At 40.9% G+C, this 25,910-nt stretch carries 26 protein-coding genes and 1 pseudogene; 19 read left to right on the top strand and 8 right to left on the bottom strand.

Translation table 11 applies throughout. The features are described from left to right. Position 1: 1 nt before the first annotated feature. Entirely contained in the window at positions 2–238 is a 237-nt protein-coding gene (locus IM507_RS06350; protein WP_106909911.1) for a hypothetical protein, read from the bottom strand. A gap of 293 nt (positions 239–531) precedes the next feature. On the opposite strand from IM507_RS06350, the gene IM507_RS06345 reads away from it, so the two are divergent. The 3 genes from IM507_RS06345 (at position 532) to IM507_RS06335 (ending at position 3,576) form a co-directional block, all read left to right on the top strand. After that, the gene (locus tag IM507_RS06345; protein WP_256378106.1) at positions 532–660 is read left to right on the top strand and encodes a hypothetical protein; all 129 of its coding nucleotides are present in this window, start codon (positions 532–534) and stop codon (positions 658–660) included. A gap of 349 nt (positions 661–1,009) precedes the next feature. Beyond that, positions 1,010–1,435 carry a hypothetical protein gene (locus IM507_RS06340; RefSeq protein WP_465246290.1) on the top strand — a complete coding sequence of 142 codons (426 nt, stop codon included), beginning with the start codon at positions 1,010–1,012 and terminating at the stop codon, positions 1,433–1,435. Between the two features lie 41 nt (positions 1,436–1,476). Then, the gene (locus IM507_RS06335) at positions 1,477–3,576 is read left to right on the top strand and encodes a pentapeptide repeat-containing protein (RefSeq protein WP_287636780.1); all 2,100 of its coding nucleotides are present in this window, start codon (positions 1,477–1,479) and stop codon (positions 3,574–3,576) included. Between the two features lie 78 nt (positions 3,577–3,654). Here the strand turns inward: IM507_RS06335 and IM507_RS06330 are convergent, their stop codons facing one another. From IM507_RS06330 to IM507_RS06320, 3 genes are all read right to left on the bottom strand, one after another. Next, positions 3,655–3,861, bottom strand: coding sequence for a UPF0223 family protein (locus IM507_RS06330; RefSeq protein ID WP_002750139.1), 207 nt, complete (start codon positions 3,859–3,861; stop codon positions 3,655–3,657). 226 nt (positions 3,862–4,087) lie between these two features. Then, a complete protein-coding gene (locus IM507_RS06325) occupies positions 4,088–4,342 on the bottom strand; it encodes a hypothetical protein (protein WP_002750132.1) in 255 nt (84 codons plus the stop codon). Beyond that, entirely contained in the window at positions 4,339–6,045 is a 1,707-nt protein-coding gene (locus IM507_RS06320) for a potassium channel family protein (protein WP_103111507.1), read from the bottom strand. Before IM507_RS06320 ends, IM507_RS06325 begins: the two co-directional genes overlap by 4 nt. A gap of 150 nt (positions 6,046–6,195) precedes the next feature. On the opposite strand from IM507_RS06320, the gene IM507_RS06315 reads away from it, so the two are divergent. From IM507_RS06315 to IM507_RS06265, 11 genes and pseudogenes are all read left to right on the top strand, one after another. Continuing rightward, on the top strand, positions 6,196–7,134 hold the full coding sequence (locus IM507_RS06315) for a DUF4351 domain-containing protein (protein WP_123231016.1): 939 nt from the start codon (positions 6,196–6,198) through the stop codon (positions 7,132–7,134). 85 nt (positions 7,135–7,219) lie between these two features. Beyond that, positions 7,220–7,597 carry a hypothetical protein gene (locus IM507_RS06310; RefSeq protein WP_002739479.1) on the top strand — a complete coding sequence of 126 codons (378 nt, stop codon included), beginning with the start codon at positions 7,220–7,222 and terminating at the stop codon, positions 7,595–7,597. A 201-nt stretch (positions 7,598–7,798) separates the two neighbouring features. Then, positions 7,799–8,058 (top strand): annotated as a pseudogene (locus IM507_RS06305) (element excision factor XisH family protein); the annotation flags it as partial. 161 nt (positions 8,059–8,219) lie between these two features. Then, positions 8,220–8,606: a hypothetical protein gene (locus IM507_RS06300; RefSeq protein ID WP_002739795.1), complete on the top strand. Its 387-nt coding sequence runs from the start codon at positions 8,220–8,222 to the stop codon at positions 8,604–8,606. A 472-nt stretch (positions 8,607–9,078) separates the two neighbouring features. Further along, a complete protein-coding gene (locus IM507_RS06295) occupies positions 9,079–9,777 on the top strand; it encodes a PEP-CTERM sorting domain-containing protein (RefSeq protein WP_069474795.1) in 699 nt (232 codons plus the stop codon). A gap of 85 nt (positions 9,778–9,862) precedes the next feature. Beyond that, on the top strand, positions 9,863–10,084 hold the full coding sequence (locus tag IM507_RS06290; RefSeq protein WP_002750124.1) for a DUF433 domain-containing protein: 222 nt from the start codon (positions 9,863–9,865) through the stop codon (positions 10,082–10,084). Positions 10,085–10,215: 131 nt separating this feature from the next. After that, positions 10,216–11,025, top strand: coding sequence for an ATP-dependent sacrificial sulfur transferase LarE (gene larE / locus IM507_RS06285; RefSeq protein WP_002740227.1), 810 nt, complete (start codon positions 10,216–10,218; stop codon positions 11,023–11,025). Between the two features lie 278 nt (positions 11,026–11,303). Then, entirely contained in the window at positions 11,304–12,314 is a 1,011-nt protein-coding gene (locus tag IM507_RS06280) for a permease (protein ID WP_002739866.1), read from the top strand. 24 nt (positions 12,315–12,338) lie between these two features. Next, positions 12,339–13,130, top strand: coding sequence for a TIGR03943 family putative permease subunit (locus IM507_RS06275; protein WP_002739829.1), 792 nt, complete (start codon positions 12,339–12,341; stop codon positions 13,128–13,130). A gap of 190 nt (positions 13,131–13,320) precedes the next feature. Beyond that, positions 13,321–14,799 (top strand): Ig-like domain-containing domain, encoded by a 1,479-nt coding sequence (locus IM507_RS06270; protein ID WP_002740263.1) that lies wholly within the window; start codon positions 13,321–13,323, stop codon positions 14,797–14,799. Between the two features lie 31 nt (positions 14,800–14,830). Beyond that, positions 14,831–16,207: an aldehyde dehydrogenase gene (locus IM507_RS06265; protein WP_069474798.1), complete on the top strand. Its 1,377-nt coding sequence runs from the start codon at positions 14,831–14,833 to the stop codon at positions 16,205–16,207. Positions 16,208–16,218: 11 nt separating this feature from the next. On the opposite strand, the gene IM507_RS06260 is transcribed toward IM507_RS06265, so the two are convergent. The 3 genes from IM507_RS06260 to IM507_RS06250 all read right to left on the bottom strand — a co-directional run bounded on the left by IM507_RS06260 (position 16,219) and on the right by IM507_RS06250 (position 18,568). Then, a complete protein-coding gene (locus IM507_RS06260; protein WP_069474799.1) occupies positions 16,219–17,628 on the bottom strand; it encodes an isochorismate synthase in 1,410 nt (469 codons plus the stop codon). Between the two features lie 236 nt (positions 17,629–17,864). Further along, a complete protein-coding gene (locus tag IM507_RS06255; protein WP_002739790.1) occupies positions 17,865–18,269 on the bottom strand; it encodes an NIL domain-containing protein in 405 nt (134 codons plus the stop codon). A gap of 32 nt (positions 18,270–18,301) precedes the next feature. Continuing rightward, positions 18,302–18,568, bottom strand: a complete 267-nt coding sequence (locus IM507_RS06250; protein ID WP_002740128.1) for a ssr2422 family thylakoid membrane protein — start codon at positions 18,566–18,568, stop codon at positions 18,302–18,304. A gap of 103 nt (positions 18,569–18,671) precedes the next feature. Between IM507_RS06250 and IM507_RS06245 the strand changes: the two genes are divergently transcribed. From IM507_RS06245 to IM507_RS06235, 3 genes are all read left to right on the top strand, one after another. Next, positions 18,672–19,223 (top strand): thioredoxin family protein, encoded by a 552-nt coding sequence (locus IM507_RS06245; protein ID WP_002739604.1) that lies wholly within the window; start codon positions 18,672–18,674, stop codon positions 19,221–19,223. A 104-nt stretch (positions 19,224–19,327) separates the two neighbouring features. Then, the gene (locus IM507_RS06240; protein ID WP_002739676.1) at positions 19,328–19,681 is read left to right on the top strand and encodes a hypothetical protein; all 354 of its coding nucleotides are present in this window, start codon (positions 19,328–19,330) and stop codon (positions 19,679–19,681) included. Continuing rightward, complete coding sequence (locus IM507_RS06235; RefSeq protein ID WP_287636779.1) at positions 19,650–21,566, top strand: hypothetical protein; 1,917 nt, start codon at positions 19,650–19,652, stop codon at positions 21,564–21,566. The genes IM507_RS06240 and IM507_RS06235 overlap by 32 nt, the downstream gene beginning before the upstream one ends. Positions 21,567–21,776: 210 nt before the next feature. Here IM507_RS06235 and ftsH read toward each other — a convergent pair whose 3' ends face one another. After that, the gene (ftsH, locus tag IM507_RS06230; RefSeq protein WP_123231013.1) at positions 21,777–23,741 is read right to left on the bottom strand and encodes an ATP-dependent zinc metalloprotease FtsH; all 1,965 of its coding nucleotides are present in this window, start codon (positions 23,739–23,741) and stop codon (positions 21,777–21,779) included. Positions 23,742–23,873: 132 nt separating this feature from the next. Here ftsH and ccsB point away from each other — a divergent pair, with 132 nt between their 5' ends. Beyond that, positions 23,874–24,860, top strand: a complete 987-nt coding sequence (gene ccsB / locus IM507_RS06225; protein WP_069474804.1) for a c-type cytochrome biogenesis protein CcsB — start codon at positions 23,874–23,876, stop codon at positions 24,858–24,860. Between the two features lie 128 nt (positions 24,861–24,988). Then, positions 24,989–25,882 (top strand): aspartoacylase, encoded by an 894-nt coding sequence (locus tag IM507_RS06220; protein ID WP_002750102.1) that lies wholly within the window; start codon positions 24,989–24,991, stop codon positions 25,880–25,882. Positions 25,883–25,910 lie beyond the last annotated feature (28 nt).

Below are 25,910 nucleotides of genomic sequence, written 5' to 3'. Positions count from 1 at the left end.
TTTAAGCAACCCTACCACCGTCAACAAGACCTGTATAAAACAAATACAAGTCTCCCTTCAAATGTTTAGTCTCTTGTATCAGCTTACTTTTGTCGTCTGAATACCCAATAACCTTACCTTTCTCTGGCCAGCCATATTTGTCGCACCCAGTGATCTCTACGACCACCCATTGATCGGGGTAATCGGATGAGACATCGGCTATACTCAAATCTTCTGTTTTGTGGCTAAGTGTTTTCATGGCTAAGGTGGGAGTTGATTTGATCAGGATCTTTGTTTTTGCCTAGTAGTGTTTTGCTCCTCGTGTCAGGAATCCCTAACATTATTAGTTTGACTCAATCTACCCTCATGGGCTACTATGCGGGGATGATAATGATGAGTAAAGGGCCAGCACCCGCGAGGATACTGTCCCTCTCCTAGCTTCGCATCATCGGGATTAACCCTCTCAATTAGCCCACCAGGAGACTTAAAAACCTTAGTAAGTGGACTCAAGAAGCCAGGAGGTCAATCAATATGAAGAACTTACTCACTGTCATGCTCCTAAGCTCCCTTGCTTACGGCGTAGCTGTCGGGAAGATTCATCCCTATGACTACGTTTTTATCTACACCATCAACGAACTAGCAAAACGTCAGGGTGGAGATAATAAAGACGGGAAGCGATAGGTAGAACGTTTATTTAATTCAGGCTGGGCAGTGCGGCAACACTCGACCAGCTTTTTTGTACTGTTTTTTACTATCGCTCTATTTTCTTCAATGGTATCCACAATAGTAATCACTTACTGTAAGGATATCAACCAATAAATATTGCCCATTTAAACCAACAAATATTGCCCATTTAAACCAATAATTGTTGCTATCATTAAACAATAATTGTTGGTACTCCATTTCAAAATATGCTAACTAGCTCGAAAATACAGCCATGAAGACGCTCTCGTCAATGCCCCAAAACCTATCCGAAATGCCCCAAAACCTATCCGATGCCGAAAGGCAGGCAAGAAACTGTAATACAGCCATGAAGACGCTCTCGTCAATGCCCCCATCACTGTGTGATGCCCAAAAGCAGGCAAGAAACTGTGGTTTGGATATACCCAAACTAGAAGCTTTATTGGCAGAAATCGAACCCCTATCTGAAAAATACGAAATTCTTTTCTATCTGGCGGCTACAGGACTTTATTCCGCCGATGATTTGGCTGAAATGTTCAATCATAGCAGCGGCAAAAATCTAAACGCAGATTTCAACAAAAATCTAGGATCCCATCTTAAACTTTATCTTGATTTAGATGAAAGTGATCGTCTGGGAATTACTTCCCTAAGAAGGATTCTCTTTAAAAAGGGCTATCTTCTTGACATTAATGACGATGAATTAGTGAGAGTTTTGCCAACACGCTACGCTGAAAATTCTCAAACAGAGCAGTCTTTTACTGTCAGACAAAATTAGTGCGGATGAGAAGACCACCAATCAAGGAGATTGATTTAAAAATGGAAAACACAGAGTTATTGTGCGAGATACCAACATCGGTCACTAATGGTTTGTTAGCTCAACTAGAAAAGGAACAGGATAGCGATATCCGTGCTGAAATCATAAGAAAATTAGGAGAATATCCTGAGCCTCAAGTGATTAAAAAACTTTGGGATTTGAGAAATAATCTAGAAAAAGAATCTGATGATTTTGTGCAGTACGAAATTAAGCTTAGTTTGCGTAAAGTGACTGATCATCCTAGTATAAATATTGATTTTTTTCTGGATAACTTAGAGGTATTCCAATCAAAAGATAACAATTCTCAAGCTCCGAAAGTCTTAATTGATGCTGATCTGATTGAAGAGTTTTTATTACGAAATAAGACGACTCTTAACAGGGAAGCTACTAGGGTTATGGGACTTGTTTTAGAGGGGAAAATTAATCCTTACATTGGCGAAATAGGATTAATCAAAATTTGGCATAATATCAAAAATCTTAAATCTCAAGAATATGCCAATCGTTCGATCATTGAACTTCTGAGTAAGATTAACGTCGGTCAAGTTGACTTGAAAGAAATTGACCTAGAAAAATATCCTAACGTTAACTTAAAAACGGCAATTCAAGTTGAGATTGCCAGAAAGTATAGCGTAGCAGGTATTATCACCATCAGAGATCGAGAATTCATTGCCAGTGGGTATCCTTTTGTGGGTTCCCCTTCCCTATTCTTACAGTCTTTAGGGGAAGATACCTCGCCAGCTTCTATCGAAAGAACTCTCAAAAATCTCGGTAAAGCGGCAATGGAAAATGAAAAAGTAAAACTCAACCAGCTTTTAGAAAACGAGCCTCAACAAAACTTATTCTTTGAAGATAATCTTTTGCTTTTTCAAGGCTGGAAAATTGAGAACTTTGAAATTCTTTGTGCTAATAACAATTTAACTGCTGCGACAGTTATTCTATGTAATACAAAAACCCAAGAGCGTTACACTGAATCAGCCTTTAAAAAAGGTTCAGTAGATGCACTTTTTACTGCTTTTAATGAGGCTATAGCTCATTTAGTTGAAATTAAACATGACCTTAAATCTGTCTATTTGGCCAACTTAAAAAAAGGTCAACAAGGAGACGTAACTGTCAAGGTGGCGGTCGAGTATGATGGTAAAGAAGTTATTACCATCCACACCCATGAAAATATTCTCAAGGCTTATTTTTTCGCCTACGTCAAAGCGATGATTGCCGTTTATGCACCCGATGAATATCACCCCGATATTCATAGCACGAAAGAATTGACATATTTGTACAAAATTGGCCGACGAGATTTTCATGGACTGAATTTCAGCCAAGTCAATTTAATGGATGGTGAGGCCAATCTTTCCGATGCAAAATTGATGGGATGTAACTTCAGTCAGGCTAATCTTTCGGGGGGTAATTTAACTAATGCTGATTTAACAGGAGCCGATTTGAGTCATGCCAATTTGAGCAAAGCTAATCTAACGGGAGCTAACTTGACCGATGTTAAATTAGATGAAAATAATCTAACCCTCCTTGATGGCACAATTTTGACTAACACAATTATGCCTGAAATTAACATTGAAATTAGCGGCGAATCCCGTTTAGAAAAGGTTGCTCAACTACTCAAACACATTGATCCTAAAAGTCAATCTCGAATCTTGGCTGTTCACTCCATGACAGATTGCATCTGGTGGGATAATCCCCTTGGTCAAAAATTCTGGGAAGTGAACCAAGAACTAATAAAAAGAGGGATTTCTATTCAACGAGTCTTTATTCTTCCTGAAGCTCGGAATCCAAAGCATTTACAGGTGATTCAGGAACAACTTAACTCTGGCATAGAAGTTGCTTGGATTTGTCAGGAAAAAGCCAAAGATGTTGAAGAAGGCTATTGTTGGGATGATACCAACCTATTGATTAGCGAAAACTTATCTGTTCCAAGAAATTCTTTTACAGCGAGAAGAATTATGAATGGTCAAACAGAAACAGGTTATATTTCCTATCAAACAAGAGTTGTCGAGACAGATAAAAGTATCTTCAAGGATCTATGGGAAAAATCCGAAAAACTCTCTACTGAAGCTAATATTCAGGAACAATTAGCAAACCTGAATACCTGACCCCGAACTTTATTGTTTTATTAACTGATGATCACAAGGCGATCGCTTTTTCTATTTTGTTTTCATAAAAAGCGATCGCTAAAAAGTGAGTTCTCGGTCGTTTGTCACACAATCCTGAAGATATAAATCAATTAGTTCCTGATAAGAAATTCCTTTTTCTTTTGCTTTTTTTTCAAAGAAATCAATGACATCAATCCTTAAAGGTAAAGTGACCTGCCGCTTGAGTTGTTGAGCAAAAGGATTAGGACGACTTTTCATATTAGCGAGATCATACTCTGATTTCATCAACAATAACCTCGATGAGGACAGTATAGTATTTTGTTTAAATTTAACGACTCAATTATAGTACATACAATCAAATTAACGATAGTTTGCTCTTAAAAAGTTTTTCTCACCTCAGAAAAACTGCGATCGCCGTTCTAATTCTATTTTGATAAAAAGCGATCGCCCCACAGTTTAAACTCAAAAAACCGCCATCGACAAAGAAGCGGTGAGAATTAGTTCATTAAAACTACTCAGGATAGTTAGGCAGAGAATGATATTGAAAAATGCCAAATATACTGCCGACACTGCCGACACTGAGAATACTGCCAACACTGCCAATACTAAGAATACTGCCGACACTGCCAATACTGAGCATACTGCCGATACTAACCAGACTTAAAATGCTGCTGGCACTAGCGAGACTTAAAATACTGCCGGCACTGCCTAAACTCAAGATACAGCGATAACTAGCTTTGCTCAGATAATTAAGACCAGAAATCATTTTAAATCGGGGAAAGATTGGGGAATAGTTAGGGAAGTATTTTGCCAAACCTGTTGTAAACGCATAGCCGGCATAGTTAGATAAAGAATATCACCTTGATCGAGAGTGATTTCTAGTAATTGCCAACCGTGGATAGTTTGACCTTGTTTTTCTAAGTAAAGTGGCACAAAATCGGCATTCATCGCCGCTTCCTTGATAATTTGCCCCATAAAAGGATGATTAGGTGTGATTAATGTAGCCAAAGCAACCCAGAGGAGATCATCGGTCATGCCATTACCGAGAATTCTACCGCCCAAAGCGGCCGCAGCGAAGGAATAGGTAGCTAGATCCCGGGGACATAATACCGTATCAAAATCAAAAACCTCTTGAATCGATCGCCCGAATTGTTCCTGAGAGCATCGTAAAACTAGATTAATTTTAGGAGCGATCGCTTTAGCAGTGAGGGCAATCTCCACATTAATCATATCCTCGTAAGTAACCACGATCAAAGATTCGGCGTTGTTAATATTAGCGGTTTCTAGGGTAGCCACTAGACGCGCATCCTCGATGATAACGGGGATTCCCCAGGAGCGCACGGAATGCAAAAATCGATTATTGGGGTCCGATTCGATCACCACCACTTCACAGCCTTGGTCGTGCAATTGTCGCACAATGCGGGTGCCGATACCTCCTAAACCACAGATAATGTGATGATTGCGGACGGGAATGCGGGTAGCATCCCAAAACTGCTTAAAGCGACTACCGAGAATAAAATCGTTGAGGAGAGCATAACAGATACCAATAACCCCCGCACCGACAATCATCATGACCACGGTAAAAATTTTGATACTATCGGGGGTAGATTCGGCCACTTTTTCGTTACCTCCGGCACCGGTAATCATCCCGACGGAAAAATAGAGGGAATCGACGAGGGAAATTTTTTGATTAACGCTGAGATAGGTAATGGTAGCAAGGGAAATCATCCCCAGGAGAGAAAGGGTGACAAGAATTACCGGTTGGACATAGTGCTGATAGGGACGGAGATTGAGTAGATTTCTCAGCCACTTTTGCAGTTTAAAACGCTGTTTTGCCTTAATTGTCGGTTTATTGCCGATAATGAGATGATCGCCAGTTGCGAGTTTTTTGCCTAAAAGAACTGCTGAAACCAGATCGATTTCGTCGTGAGCGGGGAGATAATAGATTAACATCCGGGCCGGATCGTCCCAAAGTTCGTAGAGGGGTAATCCCCACCAAGGATGATTTTCCTCGATAATTATCTCTTGAATTGGCCAAAGGCGATCGAATAGCTGTAATTGACCGATAGCTTTATTACCAAGGGCAGCAAAGGAAAAGATCGGGGCTGCTAGGGAAGCAACGCTCATGCTAACGTGAGCAGGGAGGGTTTGATCGAGTCTTTCTCCTAAAGTTTCGTTAAATAGTCGGTTAACTATCCGAATTTTCGGGTTAATTATCCTTGCGCGGGTGAGAATTTCCAGATTGAGTGCGTCGTTATCGATGGCCAAAACTAGGGTTTCTGCATCCGGGAGACCAGCTTGCAGGAGAGTTTTAGGAGAGCAGGGATCGCCGATAATAATATCAGACTGGTATTCGCAGACCATTTGGCGATCGCTAATCGCTACTACTGCCGCAGATTGTTGTTTGAGTAAACAAAAGATTTTATAACCCGTGCGACCTAATCCACAGACGATGATTTGCGGTTTCATTCGTCGAGCGCGTTTTTTGCTGATTAACTTTTCATTTCTAGCGCAAAAACTAGGAAAAATCTGTAACTAAAGCTGCAATGCTGCCAATTTTCCTAATCAGGCTTTGAAGATGATAAAATAACCATCATCATTGATTGAATCACTTCAGCCTTGACTCGCTTTCTTTGGGATAAATTTAGTAAAGATTACCTCGAAACTTTTCTCGCTTCTTGCGGTGACGTGAAAACTAGCCTTGATGTGACGGCAGAAACTCAAGAAATCGATGTGTATTTTCGACCGACTTCCCCCAAAATACCGCCCGAATTAGGTTTATTAGGCCGATTAGCTCAAACCCCTTGTCTATTGGAACCCTATCGCAATCCGGTCACGATTGAGGGAATTCTCGCTTGTTTATCTAAACTGTTGACGGTGCGGGAACAATTACAAAGAGAAGCTCACCGCAATCAACAACCCTTATTAGCAGAAAATATCCCTAGACTATGGATAATAACTCCTACGGCCAGTCAGAGGATTATAACTGCTTTTTCCGCTCTCAATCATCCAGATTGGGGAGAAGGAATTTATTTTTTACCTCCAGCATTAACCACAGCCATTATTGTCCTGCATCAATTACCTGAAACCCCTGAAACCCTTTGGTTAAGATTATTAGGTAGAGGAGGAACCAGAAGCAGAGCGATTGATGAATTAGAGTCCTTGTCTCCTAGTCATCCCTTTAAATCAGCTTCCTTAAAATTATTATACAATTTAAGTAGGAACTTGCAAGCCTTACCCAAAAGAACCCAGGAGGAGAGAAAATTTATCATGCGTTTAGCCCCTTTATACGAACAAGATAGAGAAAAAGCTATTCAACAAGGAGAAGCTATCGGACTTCAAAAAGGTAGAATCGAAGGGATTCAACAAGGAGAAGCTATCGGACTTCAAAAAGAAGCATCCAAGTTAGTGCTACGTCAACTAAAGCGACGTTTTGGTGAATTGCCCCCGCATATCACCGAAACTATTCAAAAACTCTCAGTAGAAAAATTAGAAGACTTAGGAGAAGCATTACTAGACTTTGAGACTCAAGCTGACTTAATTAATTGGCTGAACTAATAAATAAGCTTTGAAGATGATAAAATAATCATCATCATTGATTTAATAACTTAGGTCTTGACTCGCTTTCTTTGGGATAAATTTAGTGAAAGACTACCTCGAAACCTTTCTCTCTTCTTCCGGTGACGTGAAAACTAGCCTTGATGTGACGGCAGAAACTCAAGAAATCGATGTGTATTTTCGACCGACTTCCCCAGAAATACCGCCCGAATTAGGCCTATTGGGCAAATTAGCTCAAACCCCTTGTTTATTGGAACCCTATCGCAATCCGGTCACGATTGATGGCATTATTGCCTGTTTATCTAAACTGTTTACTGTGCGGGAACAATTACAAAGAGAAGCTCACCGTCATCAACAACCCTTACCCTTATTATCAGAAAATATTCCCAGACTATGGATACTAACTCCTACTGCCAGTCAAAGAATTATAACTGTTTTTTCCGCTAAAGAAAAGTTATTATAAATCCAACAAAAAAGATTACAAGGAAGAGCGACTATTCCCGCAGCTGAGGTGGATAAAATATATGGGATAGAACCTTAAATGAGCTATTCTGTTACTTTTGAACCAGAGTCGATAACTGATTTAGATTTGATCACCGATTTTATCAGACTTAGGATTGTTAATAAAATTAAATATAACTAATGAAATTACTTTTTTAGAACCATGCCAGCAAAAGATATTTACCATGAAGCCGTGAAAAATGCCTTAATTAAAGACGGTTGGACTATTTTAGCTGATCCTTATAAAATTAAATATAAAGATGTTGAATTTTTGCTGATTTAGCAGCAGAAAAACCTTTGGCTGCTGAAAGAAATGGACGTAAAATTGTTGTGGAAATCAAAAGCTTTTTAAGTCCCTCACCTATGAGATATTTTGAAATAGCTTTAGGACAATATATTTTATATCGAAATTTAATCAGTCTTGCCGTGAGTTAAGTTATCGGTAAATCTTGCCTCGAAATCTGAGGTTGATAAAAGAAGCTTAAAGAAGCTATTCTGTTACTTTTGAACCAGTTTATCCCTATGGGTAACAAAAATTTGAGGTATAATCATAATATCTCTATAACCCCACATAAAAAAGGCTTATGGCCATTTCAATTACTTTAACCCTACCTGATGAGATTTTTAATCTAGCTCAATCCTTAGCCCATTCAATTAACCGTGATCTTAATGATATATTAGTAGAAGCGATCGCTTTTTCTATTAGTCCCAATTATCAAGGCCAAAAAATCTCATCCCTAAATTCATTATCAGATGAAGAAATTATCAAATTAACTCAATTACAAATGGCATCAGAACAGGATCAAAGATTAAGCGAGTTGCTCAATCAACAACAAGAGGGGGATTTATCAACCTTTGAAAATAGGGAACTTTGGTCATTGATGCAAATTTATCAAATAAACTTGTTAAAGAAGGCACAAGGATTAAATGAAGCGGTTAAAAGAGGATTAATTTCACCATTAGAAGCATGAATCCTAGCCCTATTCCCGACTATATTAAAGATAAAATTCGCCAACAAGCTAATACTAAATCTGGTTATTAAAAACTGATTATTTATTCCCCCTTTTGCATGAGGTTCTCTCCTTTATAAGTAGCCTATACTCAACGGATTTAGTATAATTGCTGATTGTCGGTATTCCTGCAAATGTAAGATGCACCAGGTCAATTTATTGCGGGGGAACCTAGGAGCGAAGGTGATCATTTCGGTCAAAGAAATAAGTAGAGGTAGAACCTCGCTTATCTGCGTTGCCAGCTATAACCTTGCAACCAGTCAAAAATATTTATATAATCCAAAACTATCTTAAATATAAAAATCAATAAAAAATTATGATTAAATAACCCTTGACCCCCCCCTTTTTTTGTGATAGTCTCCGCTGCAGAGTATTGGCGCAAAACTAGCGTTAAATATGATCATAATTTTGTCTTATTACTGTCATCAAATCTATGAAAAAATTACTGACAATGTTAACCCCCTTGACTCTGATGGGGTTAGCCGGGGTTGCTCCTGCTCAAGCGGCAATAGTAGCCGGTTGGAATTCATTTAATGCCGCTACCGCAACCTATCCCAAAGCGGCGGATAATGTAGGTGCGAATATAACCAGCACGGGGTTAAACACTGCTGGGATAGATCGCCGGGTTCAGCCAGATTTCGTCTTGGGTTCTACTGTTGGTACATCGCCGGATCGGTGGAATGGAAATAGCACTGTTAATACCGGCCAATATGTCGAATTTGCCGTACAACCTAGTGCAGGTTTTCAAGTCGATTTTACTGACTTGCAACTCAATGCGAGGCGGGATGAAACGCGGCTAGATTTAGTCTTGCGCTCTAGTGTTGATGGGTTCACCAATAATTTAGGGACACAAGTGAACTTAACAACTAGCTTTAATACCTACAGCTTTGACCTAAGCAGTTTAGCACCCCAAACCGGACCGGTGCAGTTCCGTCTCTATGGACTGAATGCTGACTCCTCCACTATCTGGTTCTATGCTAATAACTCCGCTAATGTTGCCGGGGGTGGGTTTGTGGCTCTTAATGGGGATATCACTCCTGCTCCAACGGTTTCAACCCCCGAACCTAGTGGTATAGTGAGTTTAATCGCTGTTGGTGCGTTGGGTGCCGCTTCCCTTCGTCGTCGGGGATAAATTATCCTTGGCAGGGGCAACTACAGAGGGGTTGTCCCGAAATGCTATCATCAATTTTAGATTTGATCACCAGTTAATCAACATTATGTCATACAAAGATATTATTACCATAGAACCGGGAAAAAGGAGCGGAAAACCTTGTATTAGAGGAATGAGAATTACTGTTTATGATGTTCTCTCCTATCTGGCTTCGGGAATGACTTATGAGGAAATTTTAGAAGATTTTCCTTACTTAACCAAGGCGGATATTTTAGCCTGTTTGAGTTATGCCGCCGAGCGTGAACGTCAAACCATTTTAGTTAACTAATGAAATTACTTTTCGATCACAATTTATCACCTCGTTTAGTTAGTCTATTAATCGAGGGGTAGCCCTGATTAATTACGGCACGGCATATAATGAAAAACGGTCTCCCTAAACCAGTTGCTAAAATCGCCGCCATGGACAGTCAATTACTTGATAAACTCGGACAATTACAAAACCTCTTACAAACCAGCGAAAAAGCGCTGATTGCCTATTCTGGGGGCGTGGATAGTACCCTAGTGGCCAAAGTGGCCTATGATTTGCTAGGGAGTCAAGCATTGGCAATTACGGCGGTTTCCCCCTCCCTACTGCCGGAAGAATTGGAAGAAGCGATCGCTCAGGCCGATTATATCGGTATTCGACATGAATTGGTGGAAACCGAGGAAATGAATAACCCTAATTACACCAGTAATCCCGTTAATCGCTGTTATTTCTGCAAAAGTGAGCTACACGACACCCTTAAACCCCTTGCTCTAGCTCGTGGTTATTCCTACGTCATCGATGGCGTTAATGCTGATGATTTAAGGGATTATCGTCCCGGGATTCAAGCAGCTAGGGAACGCGGCGCTCGTTCACCTTTGGCGGAAATTGCTATCACAAAAAGCGAAGTTCGTCAACTATCCCGTTACTTAAATTTACCTTGGTGGGATAAACCGGCGCAACCCTGTTTAAGTTCCCGTTTTCCCTACGGGGAGGAAATTAGCCTGGAGAAATTGCAAAGAGTCGGACGGGCGGAGATTTATCTGCGAAAATTAGGTTATCGTCAATTACGGGTGCGATCGAGCGGCGATACGGCACGGATTGAATTACCGGCAGCGGAAATTCCCGACTTTATTAATCGGACAAATTTAAGCGAATTAGTCGCTGATCTGCAAAAATTAGGCTTTATCTATGTCACCCTCGATCTAGAAGGTTATCAAAGCGGCAAGCTTAATCGAGTCCTCTAGTTCAGTGATCAGTAAACAGTAATCAGTGGACTGAAAACTCAAATCTGCTCTAACAGTTATCTTAATGGTGAGGTACGAAGTTTTCCTTTTGGGGAGCCGGTCGCTGGTCGTCAATACCAAATTGAGTTATACTTCATCTTGACGAGAAAGGCTGTAACGGATAACGGATAACTGGTCACTGATAACTGATAACTGGTCACTGATAACTGATAGATGAACCTTTTTCTAGGGTTCCTAAGTCTTTACCCTTAAACCTCTAATTGCCAAGGCGAGGATAGATGAGTCAACTACAAAATGCCTTTACCCTATTCCTGAGCCTGTTGGTGGAAGCGATGCCTTTCTTACTGCTAGGGGTGATTCTCTCTAGTATTCTTTTAATATTTGTCGATGAACGTCGCCTAGTTGCCTTGATGCCTCGCAATGCTGTTTTAGGAGCATTTGTGGGGGGATGTATTGGGTTTTTGTTCCCCGTCTGCGAGTGTGGCAATGTGCCAGTGGCGCGACGTTTACTTGTGCAAGGAATGCCGAATGCAGTAGCGGTTAGTTTTCTCTTAGCAGCGCCGACAATTAACCCGATTGTTATCTGGTCCACTTGGGTAGCTTTTCGCGATCAACCGGAAATTGTTTTCTATCGAGTTATCTTTTCTTTGTTCATCGCTACGGTTATCGGGATTATCTTTAGTATCCAAAAAGATCCCCGACCGCTCCTCCAAACCTCTTTGGCAAAAAGTCTCAATTGGCAACCGCAAACACCGGAAAAAGAATCTATCCCACTACTACTACAATCCGGTTCTTTTCTGATCGGTAATTCCGGCAAAACTTTGCGCTTAGACGAAAGTTTTGCCGCTACTGCTGTCCTACCGGCAGTGCAAGCTATCCCGATGAAAAGGCGCTGGTTAACTTTTCTGGAAAACGTGGTGATGGAATTACGGGAATTAGGAGGAGTGTTAATCTTAGGAAGTGCTATAGCGGCTGGTTTACAGGTGTTTGTTCCCCGGGAATTTATTCTTAATTTGGGTCAGGATCCGATTACTTCGATCTTGGCAATGATGCTGTTAGCGGTCATTGTTTCGATTTGTTCCACAGTTGATTCTTTTTTTGCTCTCTCCTTTGCATCTAGTTTTACCAGTAGTTCCCTGCTGGCTTTTCTAGTGTTTGGTCCAATGATTGACCTGAAAGGGATTGGTTTAATGTTGTCTATTTTTAAACCGAGAATGTTAATTTATCTCTTTGCTTTAGCAGCGCAAATGACTTTTTTACTCACCTTGGCTCACAGTTATTTATTTTAGGTCAGTCCCTAGATAGTTTTTCCCATGAATTCATCACGTCTAAAAATAATCGCCCCCCAATTTATCGATATTATTGCCCTAATCGGTTGGGGTTCATTACTATTTAAATACTGGATAACTGGACAGTTAAATTTACTGATCCATCCTAATTATTTTATTCTGGTTCTCATCACCAGTATTGCTTTATTTGCCCTAGGATTGGTCAAGCTTTGGACATTATTAAAACAGTGGCAAAAAAAGATTAATTTAGATAGTAACGATAATCGATCGCATATTACTATTCTTCCTCAACATTTTGGCTCAGGTTTATTAGTAATAACTGCCATTTTAGGCCTATTTATCGCCCCGCAGCCCCTCAGTAGTCAAATCGCATTACAGAGGGGAATTAGTGAATCTTTACCCCTAACTCGCGTGCAAACTCAATCCTTTGGTACTACCGTTAAACCGGAGGAAAAAAGTTTAATTGAATGGGTAAGAACTTTGAATGCTTACCCTGAACCTGATGCTTACACAGGACAACCGGTAAAAGTCACAGGTTTTGTGGTGCAATTGCCCCAATTACCCGATAATTATTTATTAATTAGTCGCTTTATTCTTACCTGTTGTGCCGTGGATGCTTATCCCGTGGGTTTACCAGTGAAACTATCAGGAAGTCGCAGTCAATATCCCAATGATACCTGGTTAGAAATCACCGGAGAAATGGCCACGGAATCTTTACCCGTAGAGGTAGGAAAATCAACCACCAGAAGACAATTAGTAATTAAGGCCAAATCCGTGAAACCTATACCCACTCCTGCGGATCCCTACGGATATTAACAGTTATCAGTTATCAGTTATCAGTTAAGTAGGTGGGTGGAATTAAATATAAGATGAACGTAGGTTGGGTTGAAGCATGAAACCCAACGCCCAATCATGTTACGCTACCGCTAACCCATCCTACAAATAATTGTGCCTCCCTACTTATCAGTGAGCAGTGAGCAGTTGTTGTTACTAACCATCTACTATAATGCTGAAAACCTTACAACTACAACCGATTGATAAATTAGCGATAACATTAATTGTATCCCTAACCTTAGTAATTGGTGGCTTAATTTGGTTGGGTAATAGCTGTGGTAATCAATGTCTTTTACAAACTGGTCCAAGAGTCAAGGAATTTAGCTGGGAAAATCGAGAAATTGGAGTGGAAGATCAAGCATTTATTATCACTTTTGATCGCCCCATGGATCATGCTAGTGTAGAAAAAAATCTAGTTATCGATCCTGCGCTGCCGGGGAAGTTTAGTTGGGCCGGAAGACGATTAGCTTATACCCTCACTTCTCCCATTCCCTACGGAGAAAAATATCATCTGCAAATTGAAGGTGCGAGGGAACAATTTCCCAGCGGTAATCGATTAGGACAAACCCTAGCAATTTTTGAAAGAGAATTTAAAAGTCGGGATCGTGCTTTTGCCTATATTGGCACTAATGGGGAAGAACAGGGAAGATTAATTTTTTATAACTTGACCGAGGAGAAGAAAACCCTCTTAACCCCCGCAAATTTGACCGTTATGGCTTTTGAATTCTATCCTGATGGTAAAAAAATCCTCTTTTCGGCTGTGGCGAAAAATCAGGGAATACAGGGAATTCGTGAACTACAGCTTTACCAAGTTGATTTTGGCCAATCTTCCCCAAAAATTGAGTTAGTACTAGACAATAAAGATTATCAAAATAATCATTTTGATTTATCTAAAGATGGGGAAACTATTGTCGTGCAGAGAATTGAGCGCCGCAATCCGATTAACTTCGATTTATGGGCAGTTAAATCGGGGGAAAAACCCCAACAATTAAACATTCAAGGTGGCGAATTTTTGATCGCACCTGATAGTAAAACTTTGGCTGTCACCCAGGGGGAAGGAATTGCGCTTTTGCCCTTAAAACCCGAAACAAAACCCCTAGATTTTTTACCAAAATTTGGGCGAATTTTGAATTTTTCTGCTGATGGTACGGCTGCGGCAATGGTGAATTTTAATACTGATAATGCCAAAATGCGTTATATTCGATCGCTTTTTTATGTCAATAATCAAGGATTACAAAAACGCTTACTCAATCTACAAGGTTCGATTATAGATTGTCAATTTAATGCCACTGGTAGTGATTTATATTGTTTGTTAACTGAGTTAGTTACTAACAGTCAAGAGTACAAAGAAAAACCCTATTTTGCTAAAATAGATGTGAAGACTGGTCAAGTGACTCCCCTACTGGAATTAGCCGATTATCGTGATATTCACATTAGTTTATCTCCCGATAGTTTAGCGATTATTTTTGATCAACTTCGCACCAGTTATGATACTAATCCGACTAATCCCTTGACTACTGACTCAGGAGAAACAATTATCGGTGGTCGTTTGTGGATGTTAATTCCTCCCCTACAAGATGGAGTGAAAGCAAGTAAATCTGATTTAATTGAATTACCTCTAGCGGGAATTCGTCCCCAGTGGATGCCATAGAATTACCATCATTAAGTTAGGAATTATTTCGATGCTGTCAAACTCAGAAAAATTAGCCAAATTGCGTCAGTATTTTGTTAGTGGTGCCACTCGTTCCTATCAATTCCGTCGTCAGCAGTTAGAGAAGTTAAAACAGGCAATTATTAAATATGAAGGAGAGATATATCAAGCTTTATATAGGGATTTAAAGAAAAGTCCCGAAGATTGTTGGATTACTGAAAATGGTTTCCTTTTGGGGGAAATTAATAACGCTTTAAAAAATTTGCGCTCATGGATGCAACCCAAACCTGTTAAAACTAATCTCTTAAATTTTCCTTCCTCCAGTCAAATTATTCGGGAACCTTTGGGAGTGGTGTTAATTATTGGTGCTTGGAATTATCCCCTCCAATTGTTATTAGTGCCTTTAGTTGGTGCTATTGCTGCCGGTAACTGTGCGGTATTAAAACCGAGTGAATTTGCCTCAGCGACGGAAAAATTAGTAATTGAAATAATTCAAGAAATATTCCCTGAAGAATATGTGTTAATTGTACCCGGAGATGGTGCGGAAGTAATTCCGAATATGTTAGACAGTTTCACCTTTGATCATATATTTTTTACTGGCAGTACAAGGGTAGGAAAAATTATTTATCAACTAGCGGCAGAAAAGTTAATTCCTGTTACTCTAGAATTAGGGGGAAAAAGTCCCTGTGTTATCGAAGCTGATGCTAATATTTCCGTGGCAACTCGTCGCATTGCCGTGACAAAATTCTCTAATTGTGGTCAAATGTGTATCGCAGCTGATTATGTTTTAGTACATCAATCCCAGCAGGAGAATTTGATCAGAGAATTAGCTAATACTATTGTTAATTTTTTTGGTGAAGATGCCAGATTAAGTGCTGATTATGGTAAGATAATTAATGATAAACAATTTGATCGCCTGATTGACTTGCTCAAAGATGGTGAGATTGTTTTTGGTGGCAAAACTGATCGAGAAAATTTATATATTCAACCAACTTTATTAACTAATGTTTCCCTTGATGCTCCTATTATGCAAGGGGAAATATTCGGTCCAATTTTACCGATCATTGCCTTTAGCACTTTTGAGGAAGCTTTAGCAATTATTGCTAAAAACCCTAACCCTCTAGCTTTTTATCTGTTTACTACCAAGGCAAATACCGAAAAGAAATGGTTAGAATCAGTCCAGTTTGGGGGAGGTTGTATTAACAACAATAGTTTTCATTTTACTAATCCTAGTTTACCCTTTGGTGGTCGAGGAAATAGCGGTATTGGTAGCTATCATGGTCGTTTTTCCTTTGAGAATTTTAGTCACCAAAAAGCGATTATGAAAACACCTCTTTGGTTCAATCCCGCTTTAAAATATCCGCCTTTTAAGGGTAAATTAAACTTATTTAAGTTATTAGTTCGCTAAAAAGCTACAGTTTAAGTTAAAGCTTTTAAGAGAGCTTGAAATTTCAGCTGAATTTCTGCTAGTTCTTTTTCTGGATCGGAGCCGGCAACAATACCCGCACCGGCGTATAATCGCGCTTGATCGCCTTTAATTAATGCCGAACGAATACCAACAATAAACTCACTATTATTTTGACAATCAATCCAACCCAAAGGAGCGGCATAAAGAGAGCGATCGAAGGTTTCATAATGACGAATTTGTGCTAAAGCGATCTCGGTGGGAACCCCAGCAACAGCAGGAGTGGGGTGTAGTTGGGCAACAATTTCGAGGGGATGGATAGAGGGTTTTAGTTTGGCATGGATAGGAGTCCAGAGATGTTGAATATTGGAGAGTTTTAACAATCTAGAGGGAGAATTTTGCGGATTTAAGCCAATTTGTCGCAGTTTTTGGTTAATAAAGTCACTAACAGCCCGATGTTCCCGTTGTTCTTTTTCACTAGCGAGGAGTTTATTGGCAAAGAGAGCATCTTCGATCGCATTTTCTCCCCGGGGGGCGGATCCCGCTAAAGCATCGGTGATTAATTGCCCCTGATGGACAGTTAACAATCGTTCGGGACTAGCACCGATAAAATGATCTCCCCGTCCATTGCCGAGGGAAAAAGTGTAGCAATCGGGATGACGCTGACGCAAATTATCGAGACAGTTTACTAGATGAAAAGGACGAGGAGAAATCACGTCAAGAGCGTGAGCGAGGACAATTTTGCTAAATTTTTGAGCATGGATAGATTGGATGGCATCAGCAACAGCCGCTTGAAAATTATAGGTAGGACGAATATAATAACTACAGGAATCCTGGTGAGGATTTTGTCGGCAATTGCTGGAGTTATTTTGGATAATTTTGAGGTTATTAATAGTTTCTTCGAGGGAGTTTTCTATTTCTTTTTCGCCGGTGATTAAGAGATTAGTCAGGAAAAAATATTCCGATTGTTTTTTGATAATTTGAAACTTAGGCAGGGTTAGGGTAGCTGAGGGAAAGGGGGTAGCTGTTGCCGAGTCGAAAAAAGTGAAACTACAAAAGATGCGGGGAGTAATCTCGCTATAGTTATCAATTTTAATAATTCTTTGTTGACAGTTTTCAATAAATTTTTGAGCTTTTAAAAAACGTTGTTTGCCGTGGAAAGTAGCAGTAAAAGCGATGCCGTAGCCGAGAAAAGCAGTTTCTCGTTCGGGATTTTCCCAATAACAATGGGTGGGATAGCTAGAAGCAATCCGAGAGAGAATTTCTAGGAGATCAAGGGGGGAAATTTTTTGACAAAAACTGACGATCGACCGATTTCCCTTTTCTGCGGCTAACAGTTGCGGGTTGAGGATAAAGTTATAGAGGCCGCGAAGATCAGCAATCGGACTATCAGGATAGGAAAGGCGAGGAACGGCAGAAGTCATGTCAAGTTTTTTGTATTTTTTGCAAAAAAAACCATGATTAATGGTATGTAATCCCCACAGATGTGGCCAGAGTCAAGGCTCTCTTTTTAACTATGGTATCGGAGAAAGGGTCTTTAGGCAGAAAGCGAGCGGGATATTTGTGGCGATTAACCTCCTTGGCAACACATCAAGGCTTAAAATCTCCAGAGATGGCTATTATTTAAATGGGCAAAAAAATTAATTTAATAATTTCTATTTTACAAGTTTGTGGAAATTGCCACCACGGGACAAGTGGGGATACATTGTTCACAAACCACACAACGGGAACGCAAAAACTTAAGACGAAAACTTTCGGGATCAAGGGTTAAAGCTTCCGTGGGACAAACTCCCGTACATAAGCCACAATCGACGCATTTTTCTTCATCAATAACGATTTCGCGACTAACTTGGGAAACGCCAATATTTTGTAATTGTAACCATTCGATCGCCGCTTCTAACTCATCGATATCTCCCGATAATTCTAATACTAATGTTCCCACTTGATTGGGGGCAACTTGGGCGCGGATAATATTAGCGGCGACGTTAAAATCCTTTGCCAGTCGATAGGTAACGGGCATATGGACGGCTTTTTTGGGAAAAGTGAGAGTAACGCGTTTTTTCATGCAGCCTTTCCAATCAAAGAATCTTTTTTTGCTTATTTGCCGAAAACGGCTGGAATTACAATAGTAGCAGTGGCGGCAACGATCAGACCAAAAGCCAAATTAACTACCTGTTGATCAGCTTTTTGGTAGGTATCGATGCTAAGACTAAGTTCACGGATTTGGTTGATCACGTCTCCTAGCTTTTTTTCAATGTTTTGAACGTTACTTTCTAAAGTTTCTAATCGCCCCTCAATTGTATGAACGTCCCCTCCTAGCCTTTTTAGCTGTCCCTCTATTCGATCGAGTCTTTCTTCTGTCATAATTATTACCCATCTCTAACTTAATTGTAACTCAATCGACACCAATACTAAAAGAGCGCAGCAGTCGTTACAATAGGACAAAGTAAACTTTGATTAAATATCCATGACAGCCACCACACCCACCAACAAAACCAGAAATCTTCTGCTGGCAGTAACGGCAGTTATCCTTAGTGTAGCGATTTTCTTGGGGTTTCAAACCACCGCTAGTTCTGTATCTTTGGAAGCGCAAGCGGAAAAAGCGACACCTTTCGATCTTGCCGTCAGCAATGGTAAACCCACCCTGACAGAATTTTATGCTAATTGGTGTACCAGTTGTCAGGCGATGGCCCCTGAAATTGCCGAAATTAAAAAACAATACGGTAATGCCATTAATTTTGTTATGCTCAACGTTGATAATAATAAATGGTTGCCGGAAATTCTCCGTTATCGTGTGGATGGAATTCCCCATTTTGTATTTTTAAATAACCAAGGACAACCGGTTGCCCAAGCGATCGGAGAACAACCAAAATCAATTTTAACTGCTAATTTAGAAGCACTTTTAACTAATTCTACCCTACCCTATGCCACCACTACGGGAGAGACTTCTGATTTTAATATCCTTGTGGGTGCTAGTCAAACCGATCCCCGCAGTCACGGCAGTCAAGTTAAGCAGTAAGCAGTAAGCAGTTATCAGTTATCATTGGAAAGCTTCGGGCTGAAAGCTATCATTCAAGAGTCAACTATCAATCAGTACATTTCATTGACTAAAACCTTTTAACTATGGCGATTATTGTTCAACATTTGACCACAGGTAACGAATATATATTCCTAGGAGTTAGTGGGGGTGAAAGTAAGAATATTTTACCCACCAAAATGTTAGGAGATTTCTTCGCAACCGAGACTCCAGATAAATCGCGATCGGTGACGGTTTGTGATGATCAAGGCCGGATACTTTGGTTTCCCGTCACAGAAATAATTGTGGTGGAGGTAGATGGTCAAAAACCCGAAGAATTATTACCAGAAATTATCGCTCCTGAACCAGTTCCTTTACAATTAGATAAAGAGAATCAAACTCAGACCCCAGAAAATCAAGGAAACATCGATGAATTTGCCGAAGATGACGATTGGATCTAGAATTAAATATCTAATTTTAGCGGGAATCATTGCCCTATTTACTGTAGGCTTTAACTCCCTCTATTCGGTTTCTCAAAACTTGATCGCTTCCTTCCCTGTTGCCGAAGTTGAAGCCCAATATCTTAACGATTGGACACCAGAATTAGAGGCAGAATTTCAACAAAGGGCAAAGCAAGTTATTAACCATTTTGCTAGGGCAGAAAGTTATGGCAATTTGTGGGGAGAAAACGAGAAAAAATCCTATGCTATGGCCATGTTTGATTTCTTGGCAGGAAACAGGCAAAAAGCCCTAGATTTCCTGCAGCAGGATGACCCACAAAAACGGGAACAGTCCCACACTGATTATATAGATTATTATTTTTCTTTTACCCTAAAAGGACAAATTAGAAAATATTTTCTTCTCGGAAAGTATCTCGATCCAGTTTATCGTCAGAGAATGTATAATGCGGCGAAAATTTGGACAGAAACCGACCCTTTACAACGGCCCCATCCTATCCACGGCACCGGCCAAGGAACGGGTAATGATTGGAGTATGAAAAGACGGGGTTTATGGGTAGATAGTCGCAATACTGATAACCTGCGAGCGATGCGCGAAACATCGGTTTATCTGATGGCCGAAGAAACAGGAAATGAGGCAACTCGTCAACTTTATAAAAGTAAAATTAAGCGCTACGTTTCAGCTTTATATAACATCGGTATGGGAGAATGGGATTCAGAAGTTTATCAAGGTCATACCTTTGCTGCCTATCTCAATCTCTACGATTTTTCTCAAGATACGGAAGTTAAACAATGGGCAAAAATGGCCTTAGATTGGTTATCCATGGCCGCTAGTGTTAAATATTATCGGGGTGGTTGGGGTGGCCCTGTAAAACGTGATTATGGTGATGGCCATGGCGTAATGCGATCACACGCAGGTCGCACTTTTTGGTTATACTTTGGTGATACTCCCGTCGCCAATAATCGCCAGGAATTGGACTCTCTTTATCTAATTACCAGTGGTTATCGTCCTCCTTTAGCAGTGATGGAATTAGCCCGAAAAAACTTTAATAAACCGGTAGAAATTCTCGCCAGTAAACCCCTATATGAAAACTGGAAACCGGGCAATAATCAGAGTCCGGGTTATTGGGAAACTCAATTTATTGGGGCTAGTTATCAAATGGGTAGTCTGGCGGGAACTTTCCCCGATGGCGATGTGGCCCCGTTTAAATTAATGGCCTTTAATCAACACAAAGGTGTGGATTTTTTTGTGGCTAACACTGGCAAAAATGGCGTAAAACCGGGCAAAAATCCCGGGGATGAAATCGGACAATATCGTAATCTTTTAATCTGGTTACGTCCAGCAGACCAAGCTTTTTTCTGGCAATTACCGAAAACTGCCAAGGTAGAAAAAGATGATAATATCTGGTTTATTCAATTAGAAAAAACTTGGTTAGCCCTGAGATTAATAAATCTTTCTTCTCCTGAAATGATCGAGATTCCTAATTCCCCTTATCCCGATGATAATACCTACCAAGCTTTACCCACAGGTAACAATTATGCGGGTTTTGCTCTGGAAGTGGGGGAAGCGGCAACCCAGGGTAGTTATGAGAATTTCAAGAGCATATTTAAGCAAAAAAGTCAAGTAAATTTAACTCAAATTAAGCAAGGCAGGGTTTTATTTAAAGGCAGTCAAGGGCAGAGTTTACAATTGACCTATAATCAAATCAATCTACTGCCGATGTTAATTCGTAACGGTCAAAAGCACGATTGGTCAAAAAATTTCGCCCTTTATAACAGTTTAAGTCGAGATAACTCTCCCGTTTCTTTAGGATGGAAAGAGGGCAAATTAACCGTCAAAGCAGGGAAATATCAATTTTCTAATGCTTTGATTCTGTCTTCTCCTTAAGTTAGATATTCTCGACTATTTATTCAGCAGACCCTAGTTATGAGGAGAGGCAAAAGGCAAAAGGCAAAAGGCAAAAGGCAAAAGGCAAAAGGCAAAAGGCAAAAGGCAAAAGGCAAAAGGCAAAAGGCAGCTTTGTTCTCCCCACACCCCACACCCCACACCCTGTCCCCACGAAAAACTTTTTCAGCAGACCCTGTTTATGAGGATTGCTCAGACCATTTGCGCTTGATTTAAGAATTCTTGCAATTTTTCTCCTTCGATTACTTCCGTGGTCAAAAGATTAGCAGTAATCGACTCTAATAAATTGCGGTTGTGACTAAGAATTGCTAGGGCTTTTTGGTAACTAGCTTCGATAATTTGTTTGACTTCTTCATCGATCGCTTTGGCCGTATTTTCCCCGATCGAACGCCGGGGACTACCCTGATTATTACCTAAAAAATTAGCCTGTCCCGTTTTATCGTAGGCTAGGGGACCCAGGGATTTACTCATACCATAAATTGTCACCATTCTTTCCGCAATATCCGTCGCCCTTTGTAAATCATCGGAAGCACCATTAGTGACACTGCCAAAGATTAATTCTTCGGCTGCCCGACCGCCCAATAACATAGTAATTTGTTCTTTAAATTCGGTTTCTGTCATCAAAAAACGGTCTTCCGTGGGAATTTTCAGGGTATAACCCAAAGCGGATAAACCCCGGGGAACGATGGAAATTTTCTCGACGCGACCACCTCCCGGCATGACAGCACCAACTAAAGCATGGCCGACCTCGTGATAAGCGACGATTTTCTTTTCTTTTTCCGATAAAACCCGACTTTTCTTTTCTAAACCAGCGATAACTCTTTCTATCGCCTCTTTAAAGTCGATTTGACTGACTTTTTCCCGATTATTACGGGCAGCCAAGAGAGCAGCCTCATTGACGAGGTTGGCTAAATCGGCACCGGCAAAACCGGGGGTTTGGGTGGCGATCGCTTTGAGGTTAACATCTTCACCCATCTGGACTCGTTGGGCGTATATTTCCAAAATTGCCAATCGTCCCGCTAAATCGGGACGATCCACCAAAACTTGGCGATCAAAGCGCCCCGGACGCAATAAAGCGGCATCAAGAGTCTCCGGGCGATTGGTGGCGGCTAAAACGATGACGACGGCTTCTTTGGGGCTAAAACCGTCCATTTCTGTCAAAAGTTGGTTTAAAGTCTGCTCGCGCTCATCATTACTGCCGCTAGTTCCCGATCCCGAACTTCTTGATTTACCGATCGCGTCCAATTCATCAATAAAAATGATGCTAGGGGCATTTTTCTTCGCTTGGGCAAATAGATCCCGCACCCGGGCTGCCCCAGTGCCGACAAATAATTCCACAAATTCCGAGGCCGAAATGCTAAAAAAAGTTACTCCCGCTTCTCCCGCGACCGCTTTTGCTAAGAGGGTTTTTCCTGTCCCCGGCGGTCCGACTAAGAGAACACCCTTAGGAATACGCGCCCCAATTTTATTAAAGCGCTCGGCATCCTTGAGAAATTCGACGATTTCCTTTAACTCGGTTTTTGCTTCCTCGGCCCCGGCCACATCAGTGAAGGTAATCGGATATTTTTCGTCGTCTCCGTAAACTTTAGCGAGATTTTTGTTAAAAAGCAGCGATTTACGCGTGTCATCGTTGCGATAGAGCAGAAACTGCATAGCGGCGACTAAAATTAAGGGGGGAACCACCCAAGCGAGGAGAGTGCTGATCCAACTGTTTTCGGCTACGGGAATCGCCTCGAATATTACGCCTTTTTGCTGTAATAGTTGGGGTAATTGGGGGTTATCGACTGGAATTGTGGCCAATACTCGTCCGGGGGCTAGATTACTGCTTGGTTTGCTGGCCAGAGAACTAGAATCACTGTGAAAGGGATTACTTGATTCTGGGGGATTAAGGGGGGGATTACCCGGAATAGCCAGGGATTCTAAAGGATTTTTTAATTGATACAAGATGACTTGATTGCCAATTCTGACCCTACTGATGTCGCCCCGTTCCACTTTATTGATAAATTCGCTGTAGGGTTCGAGGGGAATATTGGATAATTCTGAGGGACGAGGGATAAGAAAATAGCCTAAAGCGGCAACACCAGAACAAATGATCAGGATTTTGCCTAACAGAGGCAAACGCGACCAGAAAAATTGATTATCTTCTTGATTAGTCATAATTTTTAGGGTGGGTCAGAGTGAAAATGCAAAGTTTATACTAACAATTCCCTGTCTCGATCGCCTTACCGATGGGATAGGATAGAGGATGGAATACTTGGTAGCGAGCGAGCGACAAACGAGAGAAATCCCATGAATTTAGTTAGCTTAGAGAACTTTCTCGATAACACTTCTTTTTTAGTCCTGTTTTTAACCATGCTGGTTTATTGGGGCGGGGCAGCCTTTCCTAGCATACCTTTGTTGCCGGGCCTGGGCAGCACGGGAGTGGCCATCGCTAACCTCTGTATCGCCGCTTTATTGGGAGCGCGTTGGTTAGAAGCGGGTTATTTCCCCATTAGCAATCTTTACGAATCTTTATTCTTTCTCGCTTGGGGTGTAACTGCGGTTCATTTAATTGCTGAGTACACTAGCCGCAGTCGCCTGGTGGGGGTGGTGACGACTCCTGTAGCCATGGGGATTACTGCTTTTGCCACTTTGTCCTTACCCGGAGAAATGCAAACTTCGGCGCCCTTGGTTCCGGCTTTAAAATCGAATTGGTTGATGATGCACGTTAGCGTCATGATGTTAAGTTATGCTGCTTTGATGGTGGGTTCCCTGATGGCGATCGCTTTTCTGATCGTCACGAGAGGTCAAAATATCGAGTTAAAAGGCAGTTCCGTGGGTACGGGGGCCTATCGTCTCCAAAATAAGTTATCTACCACTCTTTCTGCGCCAGTTTTCATGGAAACGGCTAACGGTGGCACAACCGCCCTTTTAACTCCCACCCTAACAGCGATGGCGACTCTTTCGCCCCAACGTCTTAGCTTGGCGGAAACCCTCGATAATATCAGTTATCGGGTCATTGGTCTCGGTTTTCCCCTTCTCACTATCGGTATCATCGCCGGAGCAGTTTGGGCGAATGAAGCTTGGGGTTCCTATTGGAGTTGGGATCCGAAAGAAACTTGGGCGCTAATCACTTGGTTAGTGTTTGCCGCTTATCTCCATGCCCGCATTACCCGGGGATGGCAGGGAAGAAAACCAGCTATTCTAGCAGCGAGTGGTTTTGTTGTGGTTTGGGTATGTTATTTAGGAGTGAATCTTTTAGGTAAAGGTCTTCATTCCTACGGTTGGTTTTTCTAAATCAGTTATAGGGGTGGGTTGGCAAACCTGCCCCTCTAGACTACCCTTTTTTAAGGCTTATAATTGTTATTTAATTACGGCAATTTTGCCCTAGATAAATAATTACAAATTCTCAAAACTTATAAAAAATGATCGATCAAAAAACTACTATTAAAAATCTGGCTTTAATTGCCGGTGTGCATGGCAATGAACTAACTCCCGCTTATTTGGTTAAATACCTGCAAAACTCACCTAATCTTATTGCTCGCAGCAGTTTTCAATCCCACAGTCTCATCGCTAACCCCTTGGCCCTAAAGCAACGAGTTAGATATATCGATACGGATTTAAATCGTTGTTTTAACCAGAAAGATTTAGTGAATCCCGATTGTCAGCAATACGAACAAAAACGAGCCAAAAAAATAGTCAAAGAAATCCGAGAAAAATCCATTGATTTATTAATCGATATTCACAGCACCACATCTAACATGATGCTGGCGATTATTTATTCTAATCCCCATCCTTGGCTATTAAAACTCTTTACCTATCTGACTAAAATTAATCCTGATGTGCGCTTAATTTATCATCCCGTCAGCGAGGAAGAAAATCATTTTCTGAAAGGAATTTGTCCCCTAGCTTTTACCCTAGAAATCGGTCCAATTAACCATGGTGTCATCTGTCCCTATCTTTTTCGTCAAACCGAAACACTCATTTATCAAATCCTAGACTACATCGAACAGGAAAATTATCTCGCTGCCCATCTCGATACTTTCAGCGAATCCCTAACAGTTTACCAACGTTTAGGCTCGATCGATTATCCTAGGGATGAACAGGGTGAAATTAAAGCCATGTTACATCCTCAGATTCTCCAACGAGATTATCAGGCAATTCAACCCAATCAACCGATTTTTCTAGGATTTGATGGTCAGGAAATTATCTATCGTGGTGAATCTGAATTATATCCTATCTTTGTCGGAGAATCTTCCTACAAAGAAAAGGGAATCGCCCTTTGTTGGACAGAAAAAAAACAAATCGATATTAATTAGTACCTCCACAGCAGTTTTACTGACAAAA

The organism is Microcystis sp. M20BS1, assembly GCF_020245305.1.
Taxonomy (GTDB): domain Bacteria; phylum Cyanobacteriota; class Cyanobacteriia; order Cyanobacteriales; family Microcystaceae; genus Microcystis; species Microcystis ichthyoblabe_A.
This window is presented reverse-complemented; position numbering and strand designations above follow the sequence as displayed.